At 71.0% G+C, this 21,873-nt stretch carries 23 protein-coding genes; 2 read left to right on the plus strand and 21 right to left on the minus strand.

The window, feature by feature from the left end; all coding sequences use genetic code 11:
* Nucleotides 1–76 precede the first annotated feature (76 nt).
* Both ACT54X_RS15405 and ACT54X_RS15410 read left to right on the plus strand, forming a co-directional pair.
* Nucleotides 77–1,093: a Bug family tripartite tricarboxylate transporter substrate binding protein gene (locus ACT54X_RS15405; protein ID WP_476347381.1), complete on the plus strand. Its 1,017-nt coding sequence runs from the start codon at nucleotides 77–79 to the stop codon at nucleotides 1,091–1,093.
* Entirely contained in the window at nucleotides 1,086–1,829 is a 744-nt protein-coding gene (locus ACT54X_RS15410) for an alpha/beta fold hydrolase (protein ID WP_476347382.1), read from the plus strand. Before ACT54X_RS15405 ends, ACT54X_RS15410 begins: the two co-directional genes overlap by 8 nt.
* A gap of 66 nt (nucleotides 1,830–1,895) precedes the next feature.
* Here ACT54X_RS15410 and ACT54X_RS15415 read toward each other — a convergent pair whose 3' ends face one another.
* The 21 genes from ACT54X_RS15415 to ACT54X_RS15515 form a co-directional block, all read right to left on the minus strand.
* Entirely contained in the window at nucleotides 1,896–3,983 is a 2,088-nt protein-coding gene (locus tag ACT54X_RS15415) for a TonB-dependent receptor (protein WP_294372081.1), read from the minus strand.
* Between the two features lie 38 nt (nucleotides 3,984–4,021).
* Entirely contained in the window at nucleotides 4,022–5,326 is a 1,305-nt protein-coding gene (locus ACT54X_RS15420) for a sensor histidine kinase (RefSeq protein WP_476347383.1), read from the minus strand.
* Between the two features lie 50 nt (nucleotides 5,327–5,376).
* Nucleotides 5,377–6,837 carry a nickel-dependent hydrogenase large subunit gene (locus tag ACT54X_RS15425; RefSeq protein ID WP_294372076.1) on the minus strand — a complete coding sequence of 487 codons (1,461 nt, stop codon included), beginning with the start codon at nucleotides 6,835–6,837 and terminating at the stop codon, nucleotides 5,377–5,379.
* 4 nt (nucleotides 6,838–6,841) lie between these two features.
* Nucleotides 6,842–7,855 carry an NADH-quinone oxidoreductase subunit B family protein gene (locus ACT54X_RS15430; protein WP_294372073.1) on the minus strand — a complete coding sequence of 338 codons (1,014 nt, stop codon included), beginning with the start codon at nucleotides 7,853–7,855 and terminating at the stop codon, nucleotides 6,842–6,844.
* Nucleotides 7,856–7,866: 11 nt separating this feature from the next.
* The gene (locus tag ACT54X_RS15435) at nucleotides 7,867–9,321 is read right to left on the minus strand and encodes a sigma-54-dependent transcriptional regulator (RefSeq protein ID WP_476347384.1); all 1,455 of its coding nucleotides are present in this window, start codon (nucleotides 9,319–9,321) and stop codon (nucleotides 7,867–7,869) included.
* Between the two features lie 162 nt (nucleotides 9,322–9,483).
* The gene (gene hypE, locus ACT54X_RS15440; protein WP_476347436.1) at nucleotides 9,484–10,479 is read right to left on the minus strand and encodes a hydrogenase expression/formation protein HypE; all 996 of its coding nucleotides are present in this window, start codon (nucleotides 10,477–10,479) and stop codon (nucleotides 9,484–9,486) included.
* Nucleotides 10,480–10,538: 59 nt separating this feature from the next.
* On the minus strand, nucleotides 10,539–11,687 hold the full coding sequence (gene hypD, locus ACT54X_RS15445) for a hydrogenase formation protein HypD (RefSeq protein ID WP_476347385.1): 1,149 nt from the start codon (nucleotides 11,685–11,687) through the stop codon (nucleotides 10,539–10,541).
* A 1-nt stretch (nucleotide 11,688) separates the two neighbouring features.
* On the minus strand, nucleotides 11,689–11,916 hold the full coding sequence (locus ACT54X_RS15450) for a HypC/HybG/HupF family hydrogenase formation chaperone (RefSeq protein WP_476347386.1): 228 nt from the start codon (nucleotides 11,914–11,916) through the stop codon (nucleotides 11,689–11,691).
* On the minus strand, nucleotides 11,907–13,028 hold the full coding sequence (locus tag ACT54X_RS15455) for a Kae1-like domain-containing protein (RefSeq protein ID WP_294372062.1): 1,122 nt from the start codon (nucleotides 13,026–13,028) through the stop codon (nucleotides 11,907–11,909). Before ACT54X_RS15455 ends, ACT54X_RS15450 begins: the two co-directional genes overlap by 10 nt.
* Nucleotides 13,028–13,987, minus strand: a complete 960-nt coding sequence (hypB, locus tag ACT54X_RS15460) for a hydrogenase nickel incorporation protein HypB (protein WP_476347387.1) — start codon at nucleotides 13,985–13,987, stop codon at nucleotides 13,028–13,030. The genes ACT54X_RS15455 and hypB overlap by 1 nt, the downstream gene beginning before the upstream one ends.
* Nucleotides 13,988–13,997: 10 nt before the next feature.
* Complete coding sequence (locus ACT54X_RS15465) at nucleotides 13,998–14,342, minus strand: hydrogenase maturation nickel metallochaperone HypA/HybF (protein WP_476347388.1); 345 nt, start codon at nucleotides 14,340–14,342, stop codon at nucleotides 13,998–14,000.
* Nucleotides 14,335–15,450 carry a hydrogenase maturation factor HoxV/HupK gene (locus ACT54X_RS15470; protein ID WP_476347389.1) on the minus strand — a complete coding sequence of 372 codons (1,116 nt, stop codon included), beginning with the start codon at nucleotides 15,448–15,450 and terminating at the stop codon, nucleotides 14,335–14,337. Before ACT54X_RS15470 ends, ACT54X_RS15465 begins: the two co-directional genes overlap by 8 nt.
* Complete coding sequence (gene hybE / locus ACT54X_RS15475; protein WP_476347390.1) at nucleotides 15,447–15,935, minus strand: [NiFe]-hydrogenase assembly chaperone HybE; 489 nt, start codon at nucleotides 15,933–15,935, stop codon at nucleotides 15,447–15,449. Before hybE ends, ACT54X_RS15470 begins: the two co-directional genes overlap by 4 nt.
* Entirely contained in the window at nucleotides 15,932–16,144 is a 213-nt protein-coding gene (locus ACT54X_RS15480) for a rubredoxin (RefSeq protein WP_294372049.1), read from the minus strand. The genes hybE and ACT54X_RS15480 overlap by 4 nt, the downstream gene beginning before the upstream one ends.
* An 85-nt stretch (nucleotides 16,145–16,229) precedes the next feature.
* The gene (locus ACT54X_RS15485; RefSeq protein ID WP_476347391.1) at nucleotides 16,230–17,096 is read right to left on the minus strand and encodes a hydrogenase expression/formation protein; all 867 of its coding nucleotides are present in this window, start codon (nucleotides 17,094–17,096) and stop codon (nucleotides 16,230–16,232) included.
* Nucleotides 17,097–17,116: 20 nt separating this feature from the next.
* Nucleotides 17,117–17,605 (minus strand): thioredoxin domain-containing protein, encoded by a 489-nt coding sequence (locus tag ACT54X_RS15490; protein WP_294372043.1) that lies wholly within the window; start codon nucleotides 17,603–17,605, stop codon nucleotides 17,117–17,119.
* Nucleotides 17,602–17,928 (minus strand): HypC/HybG/HupF family hydrogenase formation chaperone, encoded by a 327-nt coding sequence (locus tag ACT54X_RS15495; protein ID WP_476347392.1) that lies wholly within the window; start codon nucleotides 17,926–17,928, stop codon nucleotides 17,602–17,604. Before ACT54X_RS15495 ends, ACT54X_RS15490 begins: the two co-directional genes overlap by 4 nt.
* A 2-nt stretch (nucleotides 17,929–17,930) precedes the next feature.
* Nucleotides 17,931–18,608: a HyaD/HybD family hydrogenase maturation endopeptidase gene (locus tag ACT54X_RS15500; protein WP_476347393.1), complete on the minus strand. Its 678-nt coding sequence runs from the start codon at nucleotides 18,606–18,608 to the stop codon at nucleotides 17,931–17,933.
* 7 nt (nucleotides 18,609–18,615) lie between these two features.
* Nucleotides 18,616–19,350, minus strand: coding sequence for a Ni/Fe-hydrogenase, b-type cytochrome subunit (gene cybH / locus ACT54X_RS15505; RefSeq protein ID WP_294372036.1), 735 nt, complete (start codon nucleotides 19,348–19,350; stop codon nucleotides 18,616–18,618).
* 25 nt (nucleotides 19,351–19,375) lie between these two features.
* Entirely contained in the window at nucleotides 19,376–19,984 is a 609-nt protein-coding gene (locus ACT54X_RS15510) for a HupE/UreJ family protein (protein WP_476347394.1), read from the minus strand.
* 23 nt (nucleotides 19,985–20,007) lie between these two features.
* Entirely contained in the window at nucleotides 20,008–21,864 is a 1,857-nt protein-coding gene (locus ACT54X_RS15515; RefSeq protein ID WP_476347395.1) for a nickel-dependent hydrogenase large subunit, read from the minus strand.
* Between the last annotated feature and the right edge of the window lie 9 nt (nucleotides 21,865–21,873).

The following is a 21,873-nucleotide window of genomic DNA, read 5'->3' on the forward strand; positions in this document are numbered from 1 at the left end:
CACGCGCATGGTTGCGCGCTGCGCTGGAGGGCATCCTGCGACGCTCGGGCTGGAGCCCGCATCGACAGGAGACGACATGATCCCAGGCAACACCGGGCGCACACAGCCGCCCGCACAACCCGGCCGCCGGCGGGCCCTGGCCACGGCACTGGCAGCCCGCGCCCTGCCCTGGCTGCCCTGGGCCGCGCGGGCGCAGTCCGCATCGAAGGGGCCGGTGCGTGTCATCGTGCCGCATCCGCCCGGCGGGCCGGCCGACCAGATCGCGCGGATCACCGCGCAGGGCCTGCAACAGGCGCTCGGCACGCCCTTCCTGGTCGACAACCGCCCGGGCGGCGGGGGCATGCTCGGTGCCCAGGCCGTGGCCCAGGCGCGGCCCGACGGCGAGACGCTGCTCGTCAACGCCTCGGTGCACGTCACCTATCCCGCGCTGTTCAAGCATGTCGGCTTCGACGTGATCGAGGACTTCGCGCCCATCACGCAACTCACCCGTGTGCCAATGCTGCTGCTGGTGAATCCGCAGCTGCCGGTGCGCGATGTGCGGGGCCTCATCGCCTATGCCAAGGCGCATCCGGGTGCGCTCTCCTTCGGCTCCTCCGGCAACGCGGGCGCCGCCCATCTGGCGGGCGAACTGCTCAAGCAACTCGCGGGCGTCGACATGGTGCACGTGCCCTACCGGGGCGCCGCGCCCGCCCAGACCGACCTGATCGGCGGGCAGATCCAGGTGATGTTCGACTCGGCCTCCTCGTCGATGCAGCAGGTGCGCGCGGGCCGGCTGCGGGCGCTGGCGGTGACCTCGCAGGCCCGCATGGCGATGCTGCCGGACCTGCCGACGATGGTCGAGTCCGGGCTGCCGGGCTATGTGCTGACCAACTGGTACGGCCTGTGGGCACCCAGGGGCACGCCCGCCGCCATGGTGCATCCGCTGCAGGCGGCCACGGCCCGTGCGCTGCACACGCCCGAGGTCGAGGCGCAGATCCGCCCGACCGGCGCGGAGGTGGTGGCCAGCACGCCGGAAGAATTCGCCCGCTTCGTCGTGGCGGAGAAGGCGCTCTGGGCGCAGATCGTCCTCAAGTCGGGAGCCAAGCTTGACTGATGCGCCCACCACCCCGTCGCAGCCGTCCCGTCCCTTGCTGCTGCTGATCCCGGGCCTGCTGTGCGATGAAGCCGTCTGGGATGCCCAGGTGCAGGCCCTGGCACCGGTCGCCGACTGCGTCGTCGCCCGGCACGGCGCAGCCGACACTATCGAGGACATGGCCCGGCAGGCGATCGCGATGCTGCCGGCCGGGCAGGCTTTCAGCGTCGCCGGCCACAGCATGGGCGGCCGCTGTGCGCTGGAGATCTGGCGGCAGGCGCCCCACCGCGTGCAGCGGCTGGCGCTGCTGGACACCGGCTACCAGGCGCGTCCCGCCGGCGCGACCGGCGAGGCCGAGGCCGCCCAGCGCATGGCGCTGCTGGCCCTGGCCCGCACAGAGGGCATGCGCGCCATGGGCCTGCAGTGGGCCCGGGGCATGGTGCATCCGGCGCGATGGGAGTCGCCGGTGTTCGCGCGGATCCTGGACATGATCGAGCGCTTCACGCCCGCCCAGTTCGAGGCGCAGATCCATGCCCTGCTCCACCGGCCCGATGCCACGGCGTTGATGACCGGCATCACGGTTCCCACGCTGCTGCTGTGCGGCCGCGAGGATGGCTGGAGTCCGCTGTCGCGCCATGAGGAGATGCAGCGCCACATCCCCGGTGCGCAGCTGGTGGCGGTGGAGGAATGCGGGCATATGAGCACCATGGAGCAGCCGGGGGCGGTCGCAGCCGCGCTGGGGCGATGGCTCCGATGACCCCGTTCCAGGTGCCCGCTGGGTCGGGTCTTGTGGTGAGCCCGGACCTTGTCTGCGCCGCGGCGCTCAGAACGACCAGCGGGCGCTGATCCTCGCGCTGCGCGGCTCCATCGGATGGATGTGCCGGCCTTCGATGCCGCCGCTGCCGCATTCGCCCCGCGCCAGCTCGCCGGCCGTGCACGACGCATAGAAGTACTCGATGTCGTTGCCCTTGCGTCGGGTGAGGTTGAACCAGTCGAGGCCCAGCGTCAGGTGGCGGTTGACGGCATAGCGGGCACCGAAGTTCAGCAGGGTGGTGGACCTGGAGCGGACGCTGTCCAGCGTGTCCAGCGCGCGCGGCCCCAGATACCGCAGGCGCAGCGATGCGGTGAGCGGGCCATCGGTGTAGGTCAGGCCGGCGGCCAGGACGCGCTCGACGGCGTTGTCGATGAAGTTGCCTTCGCCTTCGGGCGCGAGGCCGCGAAAGCGCGCACGCGACAACGCGGCGTCGGCCTCCAGCCGCCAACGTCGATCGACCTTCCATCGCAGCGTGGCCTCGATGCCCCGCCGGGCGCTGGCACGGCCCGGCTCCGTGGTGCCGGCGTCGCCGACATAGACCAGCTCGGAGTCCAGCCGGAGTTGCCAGAGCGCGACCGTGGCGGTGAAGTCGCCATCGGGCTGGAAACGCCAGCCGATCTCGGCCCCGCGGCCCTTGACCAGCGCCGGCACCCGCTCGGCCGGCAGGCCGCTCTGCGGATCGAGCTGGATGGTGGCGCCGCGCACGTCGTTGCTGTGGAAGCCGACACCTGCATTGAGGTAGAACTCGTGCGCGGGGGTCATCGTGAAGGCCAGCCCGGCCTTGGGACTCGCCAGCGCGTCGTGGCCGCGGCCGCTGTTCACCGGGCCGTAGATCGGCTCACGCCCATCGACCGTGTAGCGCAGCAGGTCGCCGCGCATGCCCACATAGCCCCGCAGGCGCTCGGTGAAGTTCACCAGTTGCTGCCCGTAGATCGACATCAGGTCCTGGGACACCCTGTCGTTGCGCACCGTCGCCGTGCGCTGACGCGCCACGGTGTCGTAGAGGCCGACCTCCCCGATGCGGTCGCCGCGCCACTGCGCGCCGAAGCTCAGGATGCCGTCGAGCCCGCCCAGCCGGTTCGGCAGGCTGTGCGACGCCTGCGCACCGAAGATGCGCCGCCGGTCGGTCTGCTCGAACTGATCGCCGGTGTCGGGCCGGTCCAGGAAGTAGGTGAAATCCGAGAACAGGTCGAAGCGGTAATCGATGGCATAGGCGCTGATCTGCGTGTTGCCCTGCGGGCCGTTCTCGAACCACTTACCCGACAGGCTGAGGCGGCGCGTCCTGCCGCCGTCCGTGGGGTCGAGCGAGCCGAAGCGGGACAGCTCGCCGCTGTCGACCAGCCGCTCAGGAATCTGGTCGGTCGAATTCCAGCGGCTCTGGTAGGCCATGCCGGTGATGCTCAGGCCGCGCGTGGGCGATCCCTGCGAATAGCGGACCACGGCATTGGCCTTGCGCAGCCGCTCGGGCGTGTCCCAGGGGCCGTCGTTGCCCTCCAGTTCCACGGCGCCGAGCCAGGTCTGGTCCGCAACCGTGCGCGAGCCCGCGGCGAGCAGCCGCCGGAAGTTGTGGCTGCCGAGCGTGACTTCCGCGAAGGGGGCCTCGAGTGCGCTGACGTAGTCCAGGGAGGCGCTGCCGGCCAGCGAGAAGTCGCCGCTGTCCACGAAATAGGGGCCCTTGCGGTAGCGAACGCCCGACACGAGGTCGGGGATCAGGAAGTTGAGGTCGGCGAAACCCTGGCCGTGTCCATGCGTGGGCATGTTCACCGGCATCCCGTCGACCGTCACCGCGAAGTCGGTCCCATGGTCGAGGTTGAAGCCCCGCAGAAAGTACTGGTTGGCCTTGCCGTCGCCGGAGTGCTGGGTGGCCACGACGCCGGGCACGGCTTCCACGATGTCGCCCGGCCGCAGCTTGGGACGGGCCTGGAACGAGGCCTTCTCGGCCGCGCCCTCGCTGGCGGAGTCGGCGGTGCCGATGGCCGCATCGCGCGGGCCCCGCACCGACACCTCGGGCAGGTGGCCGTCCTGGCCCCAGGCCGGCACGCCGGTGAGGAGCGCTGCGACAGGCAATGCGGCGCAAGGGAGAAGGAATGTGCGCAAGGGTCTTCCTCTGGCAGTGACGCATGGCCCGGGACGCATCAGGGCGCACGCCCTGCAAGCCGGTCCAGCGTGAACTCGAAGCACGCGCCACCCGAAGGCAGGTTCTGCGCACGCAGCAGTCCGCCGTGGCGCTCCACGATCCCGTAGCTGATGGACAGGCCCAGCCCCGTCCCCTTGCCCACCGGCTTGGTCGTGAAGAAGGGTTCGAAGATGCGGGACAGATGGGCGGGCGAAACGCCGGGACCGTTGTCGGCCACCCGCAGATGCGCATACGTGTCGGACGTGACGATCTCGATGCGAACCTCCGGCGCCTGGCCTGACTGTTCGGCCGTGGCGTCGAGTGCGTTCTGAAGCAGGTTCATGACGACCTGCTGGAGCTGTCCCGCATTGCCATTGATCCAGCAGGGTGCCCCTCGCCGCCAGTCCAGCTTCAGGCTGCTCGGCGCGCCCTTGGTGACCCAGAGCACGGCGCGGTCGACCACCTCGTTCAGGTCGATGTCCTGGCGGGTCTCGGGATCGATGGCCGAAAAGCGCTTCAGGCCGTTGACGATGTCGGCGGTGCGCTGCGCGCCTTCCAGCGTGCCTTCCAGCAGCGACGGCAGGTCGTCCAGGATGTGGTCGACACGCAGCCTCGTGCGCATGGCCTGGCGTTCGTCGGCGTTGCGGCCCTCATGCACGGCCTGCAGGTAGTCGCGCAGCCGTTCGCTGTAGCGGCTCAGCGCGTGCACGTTGCCGAGGACGAAGCTGATGGGATTGTTCAGCTCGTGCGCCACGCCCGCCACCAGTCGCCCGAGCGAGGCCATCTTCTCGGAATGCAGCAGCTGCTGCTGCGTGCGCTTGAGCGCCTCGTGGGCGGTGCGCAGCTCCTCGTAGGCGCGGCGGATCTCGGCCGTCGGGCGGGCCACCAGCACGGTGCCGACGCGGCGCTGCGACGCCGCGAAGCGCGGCGTGCAGTTGGCATCCACCGGCACCCCCTCGCCGCCCGCACCGCGCAGGTTCAGCTCGATGGACTCGCCACGCCGCGTCGGGCTGCGGTTGCCCATCACAGCGCGGGCGGCGGCCACACTCGTCTCGTCGGCCAGCAGGTCGTACAGCGAGGTGCCGCGCAACTGCTGGTCACTGCGGCCCACCAGCTCGCACAGCGCGGCGTTGGTCTCCTCGATCAGCCCCTGGGCGTCGCAGACGACCAGCACGTCCGACATCGCCGACAGCACGCTGAAGATGAACTGCTGCGACTGCTCCAGCTCGGCGTTCTTCTTCTCCAGCTCGATCTCGTCGGTGACCAGCTGGGAATAGACCTCGTCCATCTTCTGGATCACGTCGACCCAGGCGGCGTCGTCCATGCCTTGCGGAGGCAGGGGCGGTGGCGTGTCCGTGCGGCGGGGGCGAGGCATCAGTGCACCGTGCAGACCATGCAGGGGTCGAAGGAGCGCACGATGTGCTGGATGGCCACCGGCGTGGTCTCGCCGTCCTGCACCGGCGCGTCGACCAGGGCCTGTTCCAGGGCGCCGGGCGTGCCGGCGGCGTCGCGCGGGGAGAAGTTCCAGCTGGTCGGCGCCACGATCTGGTAGTTGGCGATCCGGCCGCCACGCACCTGCAGCCAGTGGCCGAGTGCGCCCCGTGCGGCCTCGTTCAGGCCCATGCCTTCGCCCTCGTCGGGCAATGCCGCGGGCACGCAGTAGGGCTCGCCGGGCTGCAGCGCCTGCAGCCAGCCCTCGATGCGAGGCACCACGCGGGCCAGCTCCAGCACGCGGGCCAGCACACGCGTGAACACGGTGCCGCCATGGCGGCGCACGGCATCGTGCACCAGCGCATGGCCCGCGGCGAGCTGGCGGGCGATGGCGCCGGTCTCCACGACCTGGCCGGCCAGGCGCGGCGCCTTGTTCCAGGTGTAGGCACCGGGCTTGTCGGCGTCGGGCTCGGTCAGGCCCGAACGCGGGTGGCGAGGGCCGCCGGCGTCCAGCAGCCAGGCATGCGTGGCGTCCTCGGTGATCGCGGCCGTGTCCAGCGGCTGCAGGGCGCCGAGCGTCGCATCCCACAGGCCGGCCGCGAAGCCGTGAGTGCCGTCGGGCTGCGGATATGCGCCATAGCTCAGGTAGCGCCCCGGGCCGGGTCCGAGGGCAGCGAGCACCGGATCGAGCATGGCGCTGAGGAAAAGGCGGAAGTCGCCGCGCGCGGGCTGGTGGGCGTGCCAGGTCCACAGGGCCTCCTCGTCGGGCAGCGCGTCGAAGGCTTCCAGCGTGGTGCCGCCGAAGAGCTCGCGTTCCAGGAAATTCCGGAACTCGCGCACCCGCGCCAGCAGCCGGGTGCGCTCGGCGGGCTCGATGGCCCGCGACGAGCCGCCCGGCTCCAGGCTCTGGGTGTGGGGCCATTTGCCGGCCAGCGTGCCCAGCAGCTCGAACCAGCGCTGGCGCGCCGCGATGGCCTTTCGCACCTGCTCACCGCGCCCGGCGGTGAAGCGCTCCACCGCCTCGGCATGCCAGGGGCGGCCGGCATAGGCGGCGCGCGTGAAGTCGGGCATGAAGAACAGGTAGAAGTGGGTCAGGTGGTCGGCCAGGTTCTCGATGGCGAGGATCGTGTTGGTCACGTGGCGGCCGTTGGGCGGCATCGCCGCGCCGGCCAGGTCGGCCAGCGCATGCGCCGCGGCGACCGACTGCGAGACCGAACAGATGCCGCAGATGCGCGGCACGAACACCAGCGCATCGTGTGGCGACTTGCCGCGCAGGATCTGCTCGAAGCCCCGGTACATGGGTGCATTGACGTGGGCTGCGCGCACACGGCCCTCGGCAATGTCGAGCGTGACCTCGAGGTCGCCCTCGACGCGGTTGAACGGTCCGACGAGAAGCCGCGTCATGCGTTCACTTCAGCCGTGTCCGGCGGATGGCCGGCGTGACGACGCGGTGGTCGGCCGTGGCGTTGAGCTTCACGCGCCGGGGCGTGGCCGACTTGGACAGCGAGGCCAGTGCGACGAACCAGGCCTTGGGCATGTCGGTGGGCAGGCCGATGGGGATGCCGGCGATCTTGGGCGTCTCGTGGAAGGGATGCCCGGGCTCCTGGAAGCCGGGCTCGGTGCAGGCGATGCAGGCATAGCCGCCACGCGTGCAAGAGCCCTCCCCGTTCCACAGCCGCGTGTTGCAGTCCGCATGCACCTGCGTGCCCTTGCAGCCCATGTGCTCCATCATGCAGCCGAGGTCGGAGGGCTTCTCCGCGCTGGCCTTGAACTCGTAGAACTCGTTGCGGGTGCAGCCGTGGTGGACCAGCTGGTCGGCATACAGCCGCGGCCGGCCCAGCGCGTCCAGCGCATCGGCCGTCAACTCGCCCGCGGCCATGGCCATCAAGGTGTCGATCACCCATCCGGGATGGGTCGGGCACCCGGCCACGTTGACCACGGGCAGGCCCTCGCGAGACCGGAAGCCGGCGCCCAGCAGGCCGCCGATACGGTCGTCTTCGTACTGCAGGCCACAGGCATCGGTCGGATTGGCGCCGCCCGCCGTGATGCCGCCCCAGGCCGCGCAGCTGCCGATGGCCGCGACCACGCCGGCCCGCTCGGCCAGGCGCTGGACCCAGTGGATCATCGGCAGGCCCGTGCCCGCCAGCACATGGAAGCGCCCCGTGCCGTTGGGGCCGCGCAGCAGCGCACCTTCCACGCACAGCGCATCGAGCCGCACCCGGCCTTCCAGCACGTCGTCCAGGATCGCCACCACGTCGCCGCCCGTCTCCAGCGACAGCGAGGGATGCCACAGCAACCGGATTCCGGCGTCGCGCAGCAGCCCGTGGAAGTCCGTGGTGTCGGCGCACAGCAGCGACATGCTGCAGCCGCCGCAGCCGCCCGACTGCAGCCAGAGCACGTTGAAGGGGTCGGTTTGCGTCATGTCGGTCTCCTTCAATCCTCGAGGCCGAAGCGCTTCATCTTGCCGCGCAGGCCTACGCGCGACAGGCCGAGCTCCAGTGCTGCCCGGGTCTTGTTCCAGCGGTGGCGCAGCAGCGTCTCGCGCAGCAGCATGGCCTCCACGGCATCCAGCCGCTCGGCCAGGGTGCCGCTGGACGGCAGAGCCTGGGCCTGGGCTTGGGCCTGGACGCTGCGCCCGGCCTGCCCCTGCAGCACGCGCGAGGAGAGGGCGGCGGCGGTCATTTCCTCGCCCTCACCCAGGGCCACGGCGCGCGAGATCTCGTTGCGCAGCTCGCGGATGTTGCCCGGCCACGGATAGGCCAGCAGCGCCGCCAGTGCGTCGCCGCCCAGCCGGACCGCGCCGCGGCCGAGCGCGGGACCGATTTCGGCCAGCAGGCGCCGGGCGATGGGCCCGATGTCGCCGCTGCGCTCGCGCAAGGGCGGCACGGTGAACGTGACGCAGGCGATGCGGTAGTAGAGGTCTTCCCGGAACAGGCCGTCGCGCACGCGCTGCTCCAGGTCGCGGTGGGTGGCGGCGATCACCCGCACGTCCACCGGCACCACGCGCGTGGCACCGACGGGCCGCACCTCGCCTTCCTGCAGCACGCGCAGCAGCCGCAGCTGGAAGGCGGGCGAGGTCTCGCCGATCTCGTCCAGGAAGAGGGTGCCGCCATGGGCGCGCTGGAACAGGCCGACATGGTCCTCGAAGGCGCCGGTGAAGGCGCCCCGCTTGTGGCCGAAGAGTTCCGATTCGAGCAGCGTGTCCGTCAGGGCCGCGCAGTTCTCGACCACGAACGCACCGGCCGCGCGTGGGCTGGCGTAATGCATGGCGCGCGCCAGCAGCTCCTTGCCGGTGCCCGACTCGCCCTGTATCAGCACGCTCAGGTCCACCCGCGCAATGCGCCCGGCCAGCGCACAGACGGCATCCATCGGGCTGCCGGGCAGGCGCTCGATGCGGTCGAAATCGAAGGTGGCGCGGGCGCGGTCGAGCTTGTGTTCGGCCCGCCGGCGCAACACCGACGTGCTGGTGCGCAGCTCCAGATCGAGCCGGCTCATGTCGCGCTGCAGCGTGCGCGCCTCGGCCGCGTTGCGCACCGTGCCCAGCAGGTGCTGGGGGATCCAGGGCTTGAGGATGTACTGGTAGATGCCGGCGTCGTTGATGCCGGCAATGATGTCCTCGGAATCGGTGTAGCCCGAGATGACGATGCGCACGGTGTCGGGCCAGCGCTCGCGCACCTCCTTCAGGAAGGCCACGCCGCTGAGGCCGGGCATGCGCTGGTCGCACAGGATGACGCTCACCTCCTGCCGCTCCAGGTGGATGCGGGCCTGGTCGGCGCCGCTGGCAGTGAGCACCACGAAGTCCTCGTCCAGCGTGCGACGCATCGCATCCTGCGAGCGCACCTCGTCGTCGACGACCAGCACGACGGGCAGGGGCTGAGCGGGGTCCATGTCAGGCGGTGACACCGCGCGCCGGGCGGCGGGGATCGAAGCCGAAGAAGTTGCGGTGCATGCGGGGTGTTGTTCCTGGCGATGGGGGCGATGCGCCATGTGGCCGGCGGCGGTGCGCCGGATTGTGCGACAGGGTGCCGCCCGCGCCCTGTGCCGCAGGCATCAGCAGATGCGTGGCAGCTGCTCGCCGCTGAGCCAGTCCACCACCCGGCGGCCACCGAAGCGGGTGGCCATCTGCACGAACTGGTGGGGGTCTTCGGTGACGCTGCCGATGCGCGCGGCCGCCCTGCCATGCGCATGTGCGCGCATGGCCGCCAGCACGGCCCCGGCCGAATCGGGCGCGCAGACGGCCACCAGCTTGCCCTCGTTGGCCACGTAGAGCGGATCCAGCCCCAGCAGCTCGCAGGCCGCGTCGACCTGCGGCCTGACCGGGATGGCCGCCTCCTCCAGCAGCATGCCCACGCCGGACTGGCGGGCGATCTCGTTGAGGGTCGTCGCCAGGCCGCCGCGTGTCGGATCGCGCAGCACACGCACGCCGCCTGGCGCGGCGGCCAGCATGTCGGCCACCAGCCCGTGCAGCGCGGCGGAGTCCGACTCGACGGTCGTCTCGAACTCCAGCGACTCGCGCTGGGACAGCACCGCCACGCCATGGTCGCCGATGGTGCCGGACAGCAGGACCACGTCGCCCGGCCGGGCGTTGGCGCCCGACACGTCCACGCCTGCCGGCACCACGCCGATGCCGGTCGTACTGATGAACACGCCGTCGCCCTTGCCCTGCTCCACCACCTTGGTGTCGCCGGTGATGACGGCCACGCCCGCCTCGCGCGCGGCGGCGGCCATGGAGTCCACCACGCGCTTGAGCTCGGCAAGCGGGAAGCCCTCTTCCAGGATGAAGCTGGCCGACAGGTACAGCGGCTTCGCGCCGCACATGGCCACGTCGTTGATCGTGCCGTGCACGGCCAGCGCGCCCAGGTCGCCGCCGGGAAAGAAAAGCGGCGAGACGACATGGGCATCGGTGGCCATCACCATGCGGGCGCCCTGGGGAATCGCGAAGGCCGCGCCGTCGTTGCCCTGCGCCAGCCATTCGTTGGCCAGCGCCGCCTGGAACAGCTCCTCGATCAGCTGGGCCGAGGCCCGGCCGCCCGCGCCGTGGCTCATGTCCACGCGGCCGTGGCGGATGTCCAGCGGGCGGATGTAGCCCTTCTTCGCCGGGGCGTTCACGCCACGGCCTCCACGCGCACCGGGATGTCCCGGAAGCGCCCATACGAGTAGTGCGCCGCGCAGGCGCCTTCGGAGGACACCATGCACGAACCGACCGGGTTTTCGGGCGTGCAGACGGTGCCGAAGATCCTGCAGTCGGTCGGCTTCTTCACGCCGCGCAGGATGGCGCCGCATTCGCAGGCCTTGTTGTCCGGCACGGCGCGGTAGTCCAGGCCGAAGCGAAGCTCGGCGTCGAATTCGGCATAGGCCGGCCGGATCCTGAGCGCGCTGTGCGGCACTTCGCCCAGGCCGCGCCATTCGAAGCTCGGCCGCAGTTCCAGCACCTCGTCGACCAGCGCCTGCGCGTGGCGGTTGCCCTGCCGGTTGACGGCGCGGGTGAACTCGTTCTCCACCTCCGCCCGGCCGTCGTTGACCTGGCGCACCAGCATCAGCACGGCCTGCATCACGTCCAGCGGCTCGAAGCCGGCGATGACCACCGGCTTGCGATAGGCCGCGGCGAAGGGCTCGTAGGGGGCCGAGCCGATGACGATGCTCACGTGTGCCGGGCCGACGAAGCCGTCCAGCGGCACGGTGCCGTACTGGCGCACCTCGGGCGATTCGAGGATGTGGGTGATGGCCGCCGGCGTCAGCACATGGCAGCACAGCACGCTGAAGTTCTTGAGCCCTTCTTCCTTCGCCCGCCGGATGGTGACGGCGGTGGGCGGTGTCGTCGTCTCGAAGCCGATGGCGAAGAAGACGACCTGGCGGTCCGGCTCTCGGCGGGCGATCTCCAGCGCATCGGCGCCGGAATAGACCATGCGGATGTCGCCGCCGCGCGCCTTGGCCCGCACCAGCGACAGGCCGTCCGAGGCCGGCACCCGCATGGTGTCGCCGTACGTGCAGACGATGGCGCCGCGCGCCAGCGCCAGCTGGATGGCCAGGTCGATGCGGCCGATGGGCAGCACGCACACCGGGCAGCCGGGGCCGTGCACCATGCGCACGTTGGCCGGCAGCAGCTCGGCCACGCCGTAGCGCGAGATGGCGTGCGTGTGGCCGCCGCAGAACTCCATGAAGCTGTACTGTCGGTCGGGCAGCGCCTCGGCCTGCAGCCGGTCGGCGATCTTGCGGGCGATGTCGCCATCGCGGAACTCGTCGATGTACTTCATGTCACTGGGCCTTCTGCGCGGCGAGTTCGCCGAACATGCGCAGCGTGCGCTCGGCCTCCTCCGGGTCGATGCGGCCGATGGCGTGGCCGACATGGACGATCACGTAGTCGCCCACCACCGCCTCGGGCACGAGGGCGATGGAGATCTGCTTGCGGATGCCGCCGAGGTCGACGAGGGCCTGTGCGCCCGGGCGGATCTCGATCAGACGGGTGGGAATGGCTAGGCACATGGGGCGGCCTCGGTCAGGGTTGCCAGTTGGCAGGCGGCGACCCAGGCCTGGCCCAGGGCCAGGCCGGCGTCGCCGCAGTTCGTGGATCGCGGCGCCAGCACACGCAGGCCGTGCGACGCGAGCCGCCCGGTCACGTGCGTTGCCAGCACCGCGTTGAAGAAGCAGCCGCCGCCGAGGCAGACGGTGCGCACGCCGGTCTCGCGCGCCGCGGCCGCCGCCCAGTCGGCGAGGGCATGGGCCAGCGACAGGTGGAACCACGCCGCCGCCTCGGGCGCCGCAGGGCCGTCGAGCGGGTGGGCAAGCAAGTGGCCGAGCAGCGGTCGCAGGTCCAGGCGCTGCAGGGCCTGGGGATCGACGAGGTCTTCTCGGGGCTGCACCTCGGCCTGCGCCAGGTGCTGCGCCGCGAGCTTCTCCAGCGCGATGGCCGCCTTGGCCTCGTGCGCCTGCCTGACGCTCAGGCCGAGCGCACCCGCGGCGGCGTCGAACCAGCGGCCGGCACTGCTGGTGACGGGACAGTTCAGCCCCGCGGCCAGCATGCGCTGCACGGCCTTGGCGGCCGGCGCGCCGACGACGGGCGCGAATCGCGCCGCGATCTCGCCGCCGCGCCCCAGGGCCTGCAGGGCCGACGCCGCCATGCGCCAGGGCTCGCGCGCGGCCACGTCGCCGCCGGGCAGCTGCAGCGGCCACAGCCCGCCGATGCGGCGCCATTCGCGCGGCGCCACCCACAGCAGCTCGCCGCCCCAGGCCGTGCCGTCGGTGCCCAGTCCGACGCCGTCGAGAGCCAGGCCAAGAACGGGTTCCTCCAGGCCATGGTCGGCCATGACGACACCGATGTGGGCATGGTGATGCTGCACGGGCACCGCCGGCACGCCCCAGGCGGCGGCCAGCTCGACGGCCAGGCGGGTGCTGAAGAAGTCCGGATGCAGATCGTGTGCGATGCCGGCCAGCGGCCGGCGTGCCTGCGCCGCCAAGAGCCGGACCGATGCTTCCAGCGCGCGGCATGCCTCGGGGTCACCCAGGTCGCCATGCACCGGCGACCACTGCGGGGTGCTGCCGTCCAGCAGGCAGGCGGCGTTCTTGAGCCAGGCGCCGAAAGCGAGGACGGCCGGCATCAGCGGTCCAGGGCGGCGCGGGCATGGGAAAGTTCGGCTTCGAGCGCGGCGACCCGGGCACGCAGCGCCGCCTGGCTGTCATCCCTGGGCGCCGTCCATTCGAGCAGCCAGTCCAGCCAGGCGTCCATGCCTTCGCCGGTCGTTGCCGAGAGCTGGATGACCTGCAGCGTCGGATTCACGCGCCGGGCCATGTCGATGCAGCGCTGCACGTCGAAGCGCAGGTGCGGCAGCAGGTCCACCTTGTTGAGCACCATCAGCTCGGCGGCGGCGAACATGTCCGGGTACTTCAGCGGCTTGTCCTCGCCCTCGGTCACCGACAGCACGACCACCTTGGCCGCCTCGCCCAGGTCCCACAGCGCCGGGCAGACGAGGTTGCCGACGTTCTCGATGAAGAGCAGGCTGCCGGCCGCCTCGCCATGGCCGTGGTGGTGGTGATCGTGGCTGTGCAGCCGGCCGAAGGCCTCGGCCACCATGGGCGCGTCCAGGTGGCAGCCCTTGCCTGTGTTGACCTGGATGGCCGGCGCGCCGGTGGCGCGGATGCGGTCGGCGTCGAAGCTGGTCTGCTGGTCGCCCTCGATGACGGCCACGTCCACGCCGGGCGCGCGGCGCTTGAGCGCCTCGATGGTGGCGCACAGCAGCGTCGTCTTGCCCGAGCCCGGGCTGGACAGCAGGTTGAGCGCCGTCACGCCATGGGCCTGGAAGTGGCTTCGGTTCTGCCGCGCGATGCGGCGGTTCTCGCCCAGGATGTCGGCCTCCAGCTTGATCGTGCGCGCCTGGCTCATGCCCGGCACCGACACGCGCGCAGCGCCCGCACCGAAATGCAGGTCGCCATGCGCCGGATCCACCTGCACATGGCCGTGATCGTGACCATGGCCATGTTCATCGCCATGGCCGTGTTCATGGCCATGGGCCTTCGTTGCTCCGGCGCCGGCATCGGCGCATCCGCACACCACACACATCGTCGTCTCCTCAATCGTCGACCAACAGGTCAAGCACGCGCAGCTCCGTTCCACCGGTCGGCTGGAGCTGGTGGCGGGCGCATCGGGGGCAGGGGGCGCCGCGTTGTGCCAGCGGCACGGTGGCGGCGCACGGCAGGCACCAGGCCTGGCCTTCGGGTTCGTGGATGGCGATCTCGGCGCCCTGCATCACCGTGCCGGGCGCGATGGCTTCCAGCGCGAAGCGCAGGGCCCGCACCTCGACGCCGGCCAGCCGCCCGGCCTCCAGCCGCAGCGCCGTCACGCGCCGGAAGCCTTCCCGCCGCGCGGCGTCTTCCACCAGTTTCAGGATGCCTCCGGCCAGGCTGGCTTCATGCATGGGCGCGTTCCTCTTCCATCGGCGGCGCCTCCACCTCGAAGCGCACGCAGGGATCGTAAGCCGCCATCAGCGCCGCGATGCGACGCTGCGCAAGGGCGCCGTGTACCGGTTGCAGCTGTTCGAGCGCGGTGGCGACGGGACCCTGGGCATGGAAGTTCCATTCCGTCGGCGCGAGGACGTGGTAGGCGGCCACCCGCCCGGCCTTGTCCAGGCGGGTGTGGTGGACGAGCAGGCCGCGCGCCATCTCCGTCCACGCCAGCCCTTCGCCCGGCCCGATCTGAAGCGCGCCGAAGGCCAGCCAGCCGCTGCCGCTGCGACCCGGCTCGTCGGGCAGGCTCAGCCGCACCAGCTCGGCCACGCGCGCGCCCAGTCGATGCCAGGGCGTCGGGGGCATGGGGCGGGCGGCGTCGTTCAGGCGGGTCCAGCTGCCGGTCTCGGCAACGTGGTCTTGCCACAGCGGCTGGCGGGTGAAGCCGGGCGTGGCGCGCAGGCGGGCGGCGAGCCCGCGCAGCGACGCGGCATCGTCGTGCACATGGAGCGGTACGGCGGCGGTCACCGGCCAGTCGGCGCCAGGGCGTGCGTCGCGCGCCAGTGCGGGCAACCAGCCTTGGCTGCGCGTGCTCCAGTCGGCCCACCACTCGGGCGACTCATCCCAGCTGCGCAGCCAGTCGGCTGCCGGCATGGCCAGCAGATGCTGCTGCAGCCACCCAAGGGTGTCGCGCGGATCGGCTTCTCGCACGCGCAGCGGCGGGCAAGCCTGCAGCGACGATGTCGCCGCAGCCGCTGCAGCGGGCGAGAGCGCGGCGGGCCAGTCCAGCGCGATGCGGCGCGCGTGTTCGCACAGGGTCTCGTGCTGCAGCGCGCCGGCCGCCGTGGCATCGGCAGGCGCTTCGCCGTGCTCCGCCGCCTGCAGCGCCATCTGCGCGCACAGCCGATGGGCATGGCCGCAGAGGCTGTAGAGGCCGGCCAGCAGCCCGGGAACCTCGGCCGGCGGCTTGCCGAGTGTCAGCCTGCCGGCCCAGTCGGGCCGGTCGTTGCGCACGCTGCCCGGCCGGGCCGCTCCAGGACGCAGACGCAGCACGCCGGCGAGGCGGTCCAGCTCGCTCATGGCCGCGTCTCCACGGCCGAGCGGCCGAGCAGGAAGCCGCGGCGGCCTTGAGCAACGGGCGGGGCGGGGGGCACGGCCCGCCGCAAATCGGCCAGCACCGCCCGGGCGGTGGCGCGGGCCTGGGCCTGGTCGGGGAACGCGAACATCGGCGATGCCAACGAGCAGGCCTCGTAGGCGCCCAGTCCGGGTTCGTGGGCGCCGATGAACTCGAAGCTCGTGGCGCCCACGGCCCTCACCCTGCCCTGCCCCACCCGGTCGGCCCGAGCGTCGGGCTGCAGCGGCAGCCACACGAGGTTCATGAACCAGGGCGTCAGCAGCACGCCCACCGCAGCGGGGGGCTCGTCCGGCTCGGCCGGCACGGGCTCGAAGCCCACGGCCTCGACCTGCAGGGCGGCGTTGAGCACCGGCACACCTGCCATGCGGGTGCGCTCGACATGGCGGAACAGCGCCACCAGGGCCTGCACGCGCGCCGCCAGCTCGGTCATGGCGACAGCACCATGAACTGCTCTGCATCGCCATCGCACTGTGGGCAGCGCCACCAGGCCGGCAGCTCGGCGAAGGCGGTGCCGGGCGGCACCTGCCAGACCTCGTCGCCCAGGGCCGGGTCGTAGACCCACCAGCAGATCTTGCACTCCAGCCGCGCATCGGCCGGCAGCCGCGCGGCATCGCCCAGGTAGCTGCCCTCGAAGCTCATGGGCGTCCCTCGCCTGCCTCGGCGACGTCCGTCGCCCCGAGGGCATGGGTGCCGGCAGGGAGACGCAGCGCCGCCCGGAACGCGGTCATGCGTGCTCCACCCATGCCAGCACTTCCGTCAGGCGCTCCAGCGAGTCCGCGAGATCCTCGGCGGCCGCCTGGGCCACCTCCGGGAGTTCGCTGATCTCCACGGTGTTCAGGATGACCACGTCCTGCGAGTTGTAGTAGACGACCCGCCAGGTGTGGGGCCGCAGCGTGTTGGTGATGCGGCAGTTGCCATAGCCGCGCGACAGGATGAGCACGCGGCCGGTGCCCAGGTGGTGGTCGAGAAAGCCGATGTCCTCCACCGACATGGGCAGCAGCGTGAGGTTGACCACATGCGCCGCCTGGCCCGGGTGCCACAGGCGCCATTGGTCCTCGATCTCGGCGAGCAGGGCCGGGGCGTTCTGCACGTTGGGGGGCAGCTCGCCCTGCCAGTGCGGCACCACCGGGTCCACGTCCTGGCGGGCCGCAAGCTTGAGCACCTCGGGGATGGGACCGAGCTCGATCATGTCGGACAGCACACGGCCATGCGCCGTCGTCACCACGCGCCAGACACCGGCGAACACCGCCTCCTGCACCTGAACGACATGCCCGGCTTCGTCGGCCGCATGCACCACGGCGCTGACCTCACCCTCGCCGAGCACCTGGTTCACCAGCGCGAGGTCGGCAGCGTCGAGGCCGGCGAGGTCCACCTGGCGATTGCCGGCGCCCTGGCAGACGGCCGCCAGCTGGACCAGTGCCTCGCGCAACGCCGCATGGGCACGCTCGCGGCCGGCGAGCTCCTCGGGTTCCGGCATCCGCGGCGCGCGGAAGGTCTCCATGCCCTGAGGCATGGGCATGTAGTCGAGCACCTCGTCCTCGACCTGGCTGCCGGGGCCGATGCTGCGCACGGGGATGGGGAAGTCTTTCATGGGGCGTCCGGAGTCAGGGTTCAATGGCAGCCATCGCCGTTCGTCGCGGCGGCCACAAGGGGGATGCCGATGCCCGGCGGCCGCGAGACGGGAGCGGCCAGGGCCTCTTCGGTCTTGCGCAGGAAGACCTCCCAGTCGTGCATGCCGGGCAGCGTCGTCACATACTGACCATCGCGCAGGAAGAGCAGCGTTGGCCAGCGATGCGAGCCGAAGCGGCGGGCCAGCGCCTCCTCCTCGTGGCGCCGGACGACGCCGACCTCGAAGCGGCCCGGCAGGCTGCGCTGCAGTTCGGGCAGCACCACGGCCACATCCAGTCCTTCCGGATGGCGCACCGGGTCGCCGGCGAGGAGCACGACGCGGTCGCCCCCCAGCGCCGCCCAGGCGTCGATGGTGTCGGCGTCCACCCAGGTGGCGCCGCAGGATTCGGCCAGGCGGCTGACCAGCGGCGCGGTGTCCGGCACGGATTGGGGAGCCTGTACCGGCAGGCTCAGCAGGGATTCGGTACTCATGGGTGCGTTTCCGTGATGGGGGTGGCGCCGGTCAACGCCGAGAGATCGGCGGCGCTCAGTTGCGAAGGCAGGGCGAAAGCCGCGTCCCGGTCGCCGTCTTCGCCGGCCTGAACGGCGGCCAGCAGGTCCAGGGTGGCGTTGATCTCGGCGGCGCGCTCGGGCGAGATGCGCTCCTGCGCGCTGTCCAGGAACACCAGCAGCCAGTCGCCGGGCCGGGGCTCGCCGACCAGCGCGGTGCGCACGCGGCGGCGCTCGCCGCGGCCGTCGCACAGCGCATGGCCGGGTTCGAGGGACAGCACCTGCATGGGAATGCCGATGCACATGGTCAGGACGCCTCCCGCGCGGGCATGAAGCGTTCGTCGCCGGTGCGGCAGGCCACCTCCTCGGGCGGGCGCTCTGCCTCGTAGCGGCCCAGGGACAACTCGGCGAAGGTGACGCTTTCGACCTCACTCAGCGGGCGCTCGCGCGGAACCGGTTGCGCGCCCCAGCGGCGCAGCGTGTCCACACCCAGGGCCAGCGCATCCTCCAGCGCCTGCCGGACCGCCGGCCGCAGGCTGCCGCCGTAGTCCTCGATCTCCTCGGGCTGGCACCCGATCAGCAGCACCTCGTCGGGGTACTTCTCGGTCAGCAGGGCCAGCATCAGCACCTCCTGGAAGCCGGTCTGGTGCAAGCTCATCTTCTTGGCGCCCATGAAGCGCGGCACGTCGTCGTTCTCCACGAGCTTGAGCTCGCCCGGTGCCAGGCCGTAGTCGATGGCGTCGAAGATCATCAGCCGGCGGGCCTGCTGCACGTGCTGCACCAGGTACAGGCCCTGGGTGCCGCCGTCGATGAGCTGCACATGGGGCGCGAACTCGTAGCGCTGCTGCAGCGCCTCGATGCAGCGCACGCCGAAGCCCTCGTCGGCCCAGAGCACGTTGCCGATGCCCAGCACGCAGATCGTCTCGGAGGTGTCACCCGAGGGGTGACGGGCGCCTTCGGGCGCAGTGGCGTAGGGCGGGCGCATGGCCCTTTCAATCCTTGAAGGTCCGGTGGCCCGAGATCATGGTGCTCACGATGCTGGAGCGGCCCATGATGTCTTCGCGGATGGCGGCGTAGACGTGCAGGATGATGAAGCAGATCAGCGCCCACATGCCCACGTGATGCCAGGTGTGCACGTCCTGCGACTGGCCGAACAGCGGGATGACCCAGCCGAACAGCCGGTCCTGCCAGGAGTCGCGCTGCGCCCCTTCGGCGTACAGCGCAAAGCCGGTGATGATCATGAACAGCGTCAGCAGGAAGAAGCCGAAGAACATCGCGAAGCGCGCCAGCGGGTTGTGGCCCACGTAGCGCCCGGGTCGGGCGGCGACGAAGGCGTACCACTTCACCATGCCCCACATCTCGACCCAGTAGGCACGCTGGAACAGCGGCACCCAGAAGAGTTCGCGGGCATGGTGGTTGCCCACCAGTGCCCAGTAGATGCGGCCGATGAGTCCCACCGCCAGCACATAGCCGGCGGCGAAGTGGGCAAAGCGGATGTAGCCCATGAGAAAGTTGGCGCTGGCCTCGCCGGGCTGCGTGGGCAGCGGCGAGCCGATGAAATAGCCCGTCACCGCGAGAACCGTGATGGCGGCGGCGTTGACCCAGTGCCAGATGCGCACCGGCGCCTCATACACGTAAACCGACTTGAGCGAAGGTGCCGCGGCGACCTCGCGGGCATTGGTGATGTCCTCGCGGCTCAGCCCGTGGTGGGTGGTGGTGTCGGACATGGTGTGCGCTCCTGTGGTGGCCTGCTCAGAGGCGCCCGACCAGCAGGGCCATGCCGCTGAGACCCATCAGGCCCGCCGTCGCCCGCCACGCCCATCCGCGCCCCGACTGCAGCCAATTGCCCAGCCCCAGACCCGCGCCGTGCAGCAAAGCGGACGCGGTCATGAAGCCGAGCGCGTAACCCGCGAAGGAATGGCCCGCCTGCAACTCGGCACCGTGGGCCATGCCATGCAGCAGCCCGGCCATGCCCACCAGCGAGAGGCCTGCCGGAACAGGCAGGCGTAGCGCCGCCGAGCGGGCCGCGATCATCAGCACGCCCAGGGCGACCACGCTCAGCGCGACACCCGCTTCCACACCCGGCAACTGCACCCCGGACTGCGGCAGCGCCGCGCCCACGAGCAGCATGGCCAGGAAGACGGCGGGGCCGGCCAGGCGTCGACCGGCCGGCAGGGCCGCCGCCGACCACACGCCCACCGCGAGCATGGCCAACAGGTGGTCGAGCCCGGAGAAGGGATGGGCCAGGCCGTCGACGAAGCTCTCCGTGCCATGTCCGGGGTGGGCCTGGGCGGCCCCCGCCGCGGCCAGGGCCAGCAGGGCCAGGCCGCACCGGCAGGCCTTCTTGTTCATGCGTTGCATCGTGTGTCTCCTGTTCCTGGGGGTCAACGAACCTTGACGCTGGTGAGTTCCTGGCCGTCCGGGCTCATCACATGCGTGGAGCAGGCGAGGCAGGGGTCGAAGGAATGCAGCGTGCGCAGGATCTCGACCGGCTGCTCGGGGTTGACCATGGGCGTGTTCATCAGGCTGGCCTCGAAGGCGCCGATCTGGCCCTTGGTGTCGCGCGGCGAGCCGTTCCAGGTGGTGGGCACCACGCACTGGTAGTTCTCGATGCGGCCGTCCTTGATGCGGATCCAGTGGCCCAGCGCACCGCGCGGCGCGGCCACCGTGCCGACGCCTTTCGCTTCCTTGGGCCAGGTGGCCGGGTCCCACTTCTCGACGTTGGCGGTGGCCGTGTCGCCGGCCTTGATGTTGCCGATGAGTTCCTGGTAGTCAGCCAGCATCATCTCGCCGCAGTACTGCGATTCCAGCGCACGCGCCAGCGTGCGGCCGATGGTGGTGGGCAGCAGCTGCTTGGCCGTGTAGGCCGTCGTCGGCAGGCCCAGGGCCTTGGGGAAGTCGGTGTTGATGATGCGTGCGGAGCTTTCGACCTGCTCCTTCACGCGCTGGGAGTACTTGTGGCCCTTGAGCGCATGCGCATAGCCCAGGATGTAGCGCGACAGCGGCCCCACCTCCACCGCGTGGCCGCGCCAGCGCGGCGACTTGATCCAGGAGTACTTGGCGCTCTCGTCCAGCTCCTGGATGTTGGTGCGGGTGCCCTTGGTGCCCGCGCCGAGCTGGTAATTGGGTTCGGTGACGCCGTCCCAGGGGTGCAGGCCCTTGGTCTCGTCGGCGTACTTGTACCAGCTGTGGGCCACGAACTCCTGCACCTGCTCGGGGTCGCGCGGGTCCACGGGCAGGATCTCGTCCCAGTTGCCTCCGATGATGGCGCCGCCCGGCAGTTGCTGGGTGGCGGCCTGGCCCATGACCTTCTCGTAGGTGCCGTAGTCCATCACGTTGGTGGCCGACAGGCCCCCGCCATGCAGCCAGCCGGCCTGCTTGTAGAGGGTGCCGATGGCCAGCACGTCCGGGATGTAGACGTTGTTGTTGAACTCGATCATCTCCCGGATGCGGGCCTCGACGAAGTTCAGGCGCTCCATGTTGATCGGTGCGCCCGCGGCCCCGGTGCCGTCGAGGTTGATGGCGCAGGGCACGCCGCCGACCAGGTAGTTCGGGTGCGGGTTCTTGCCGCCGAAGATGGTGTGCACCTTGACCCATTCCTTCTGCAGGTCCAGCGCCTCCAGGTAGTGGGTGACGGCCATCAGGTTGGCCTCGGGCGGCAGCACATAGGCCTTGCTGCCCCAGTAGCCGTTCATGAAGGGACCGAGCTGGCCGCTGTCGACGAACTTCTTCAGGCGGTTCTGGATGTCGCGGAAGTAGCCGGGCGAGGACAGCGGATGCGAAGGCGACACCGTCTGCTGCAGCTCGCTGGTCTTCTTGGGGTCGGCCTTCAGGGCCGAGACCACGTCCACCCAGTCCAGTGCATGCAGGTGGTAGAAGTGCACGGCATGGTCGTGCACCTGCAGCGTCTTGGCCATGATCTCGCGGATCAGGTAGGCGTTCTTGGGGATGGTGATGCCCAGCGCGTCCTCCACCGCCCGCACCGACGTCAGCGCGTGGCAGCCGGTGCACACGCCGCAGATGCGCTCCACGAAGGCCCAGGCATCGCGCGGGTCGCGGCCCTTGAGGATGACCTCCAGGCCGCGCCACATCGTGCCGGTGGAGACGGCATTGCGGATCACGTTGTTGCTGTCGACGTTGACCTCGCAGCGCATGTGGCCCTCGATGCGGGTCACCGGGTCGACGACGATGCGCCGCCCGGAGTTGTCCATCTTGAAGCCTTGAGTTTCGTAGGCACCCATGTCGTGTCG

Source organism: Pseudacidovorax sp. DMC4, from assembly GCF_056314265.1.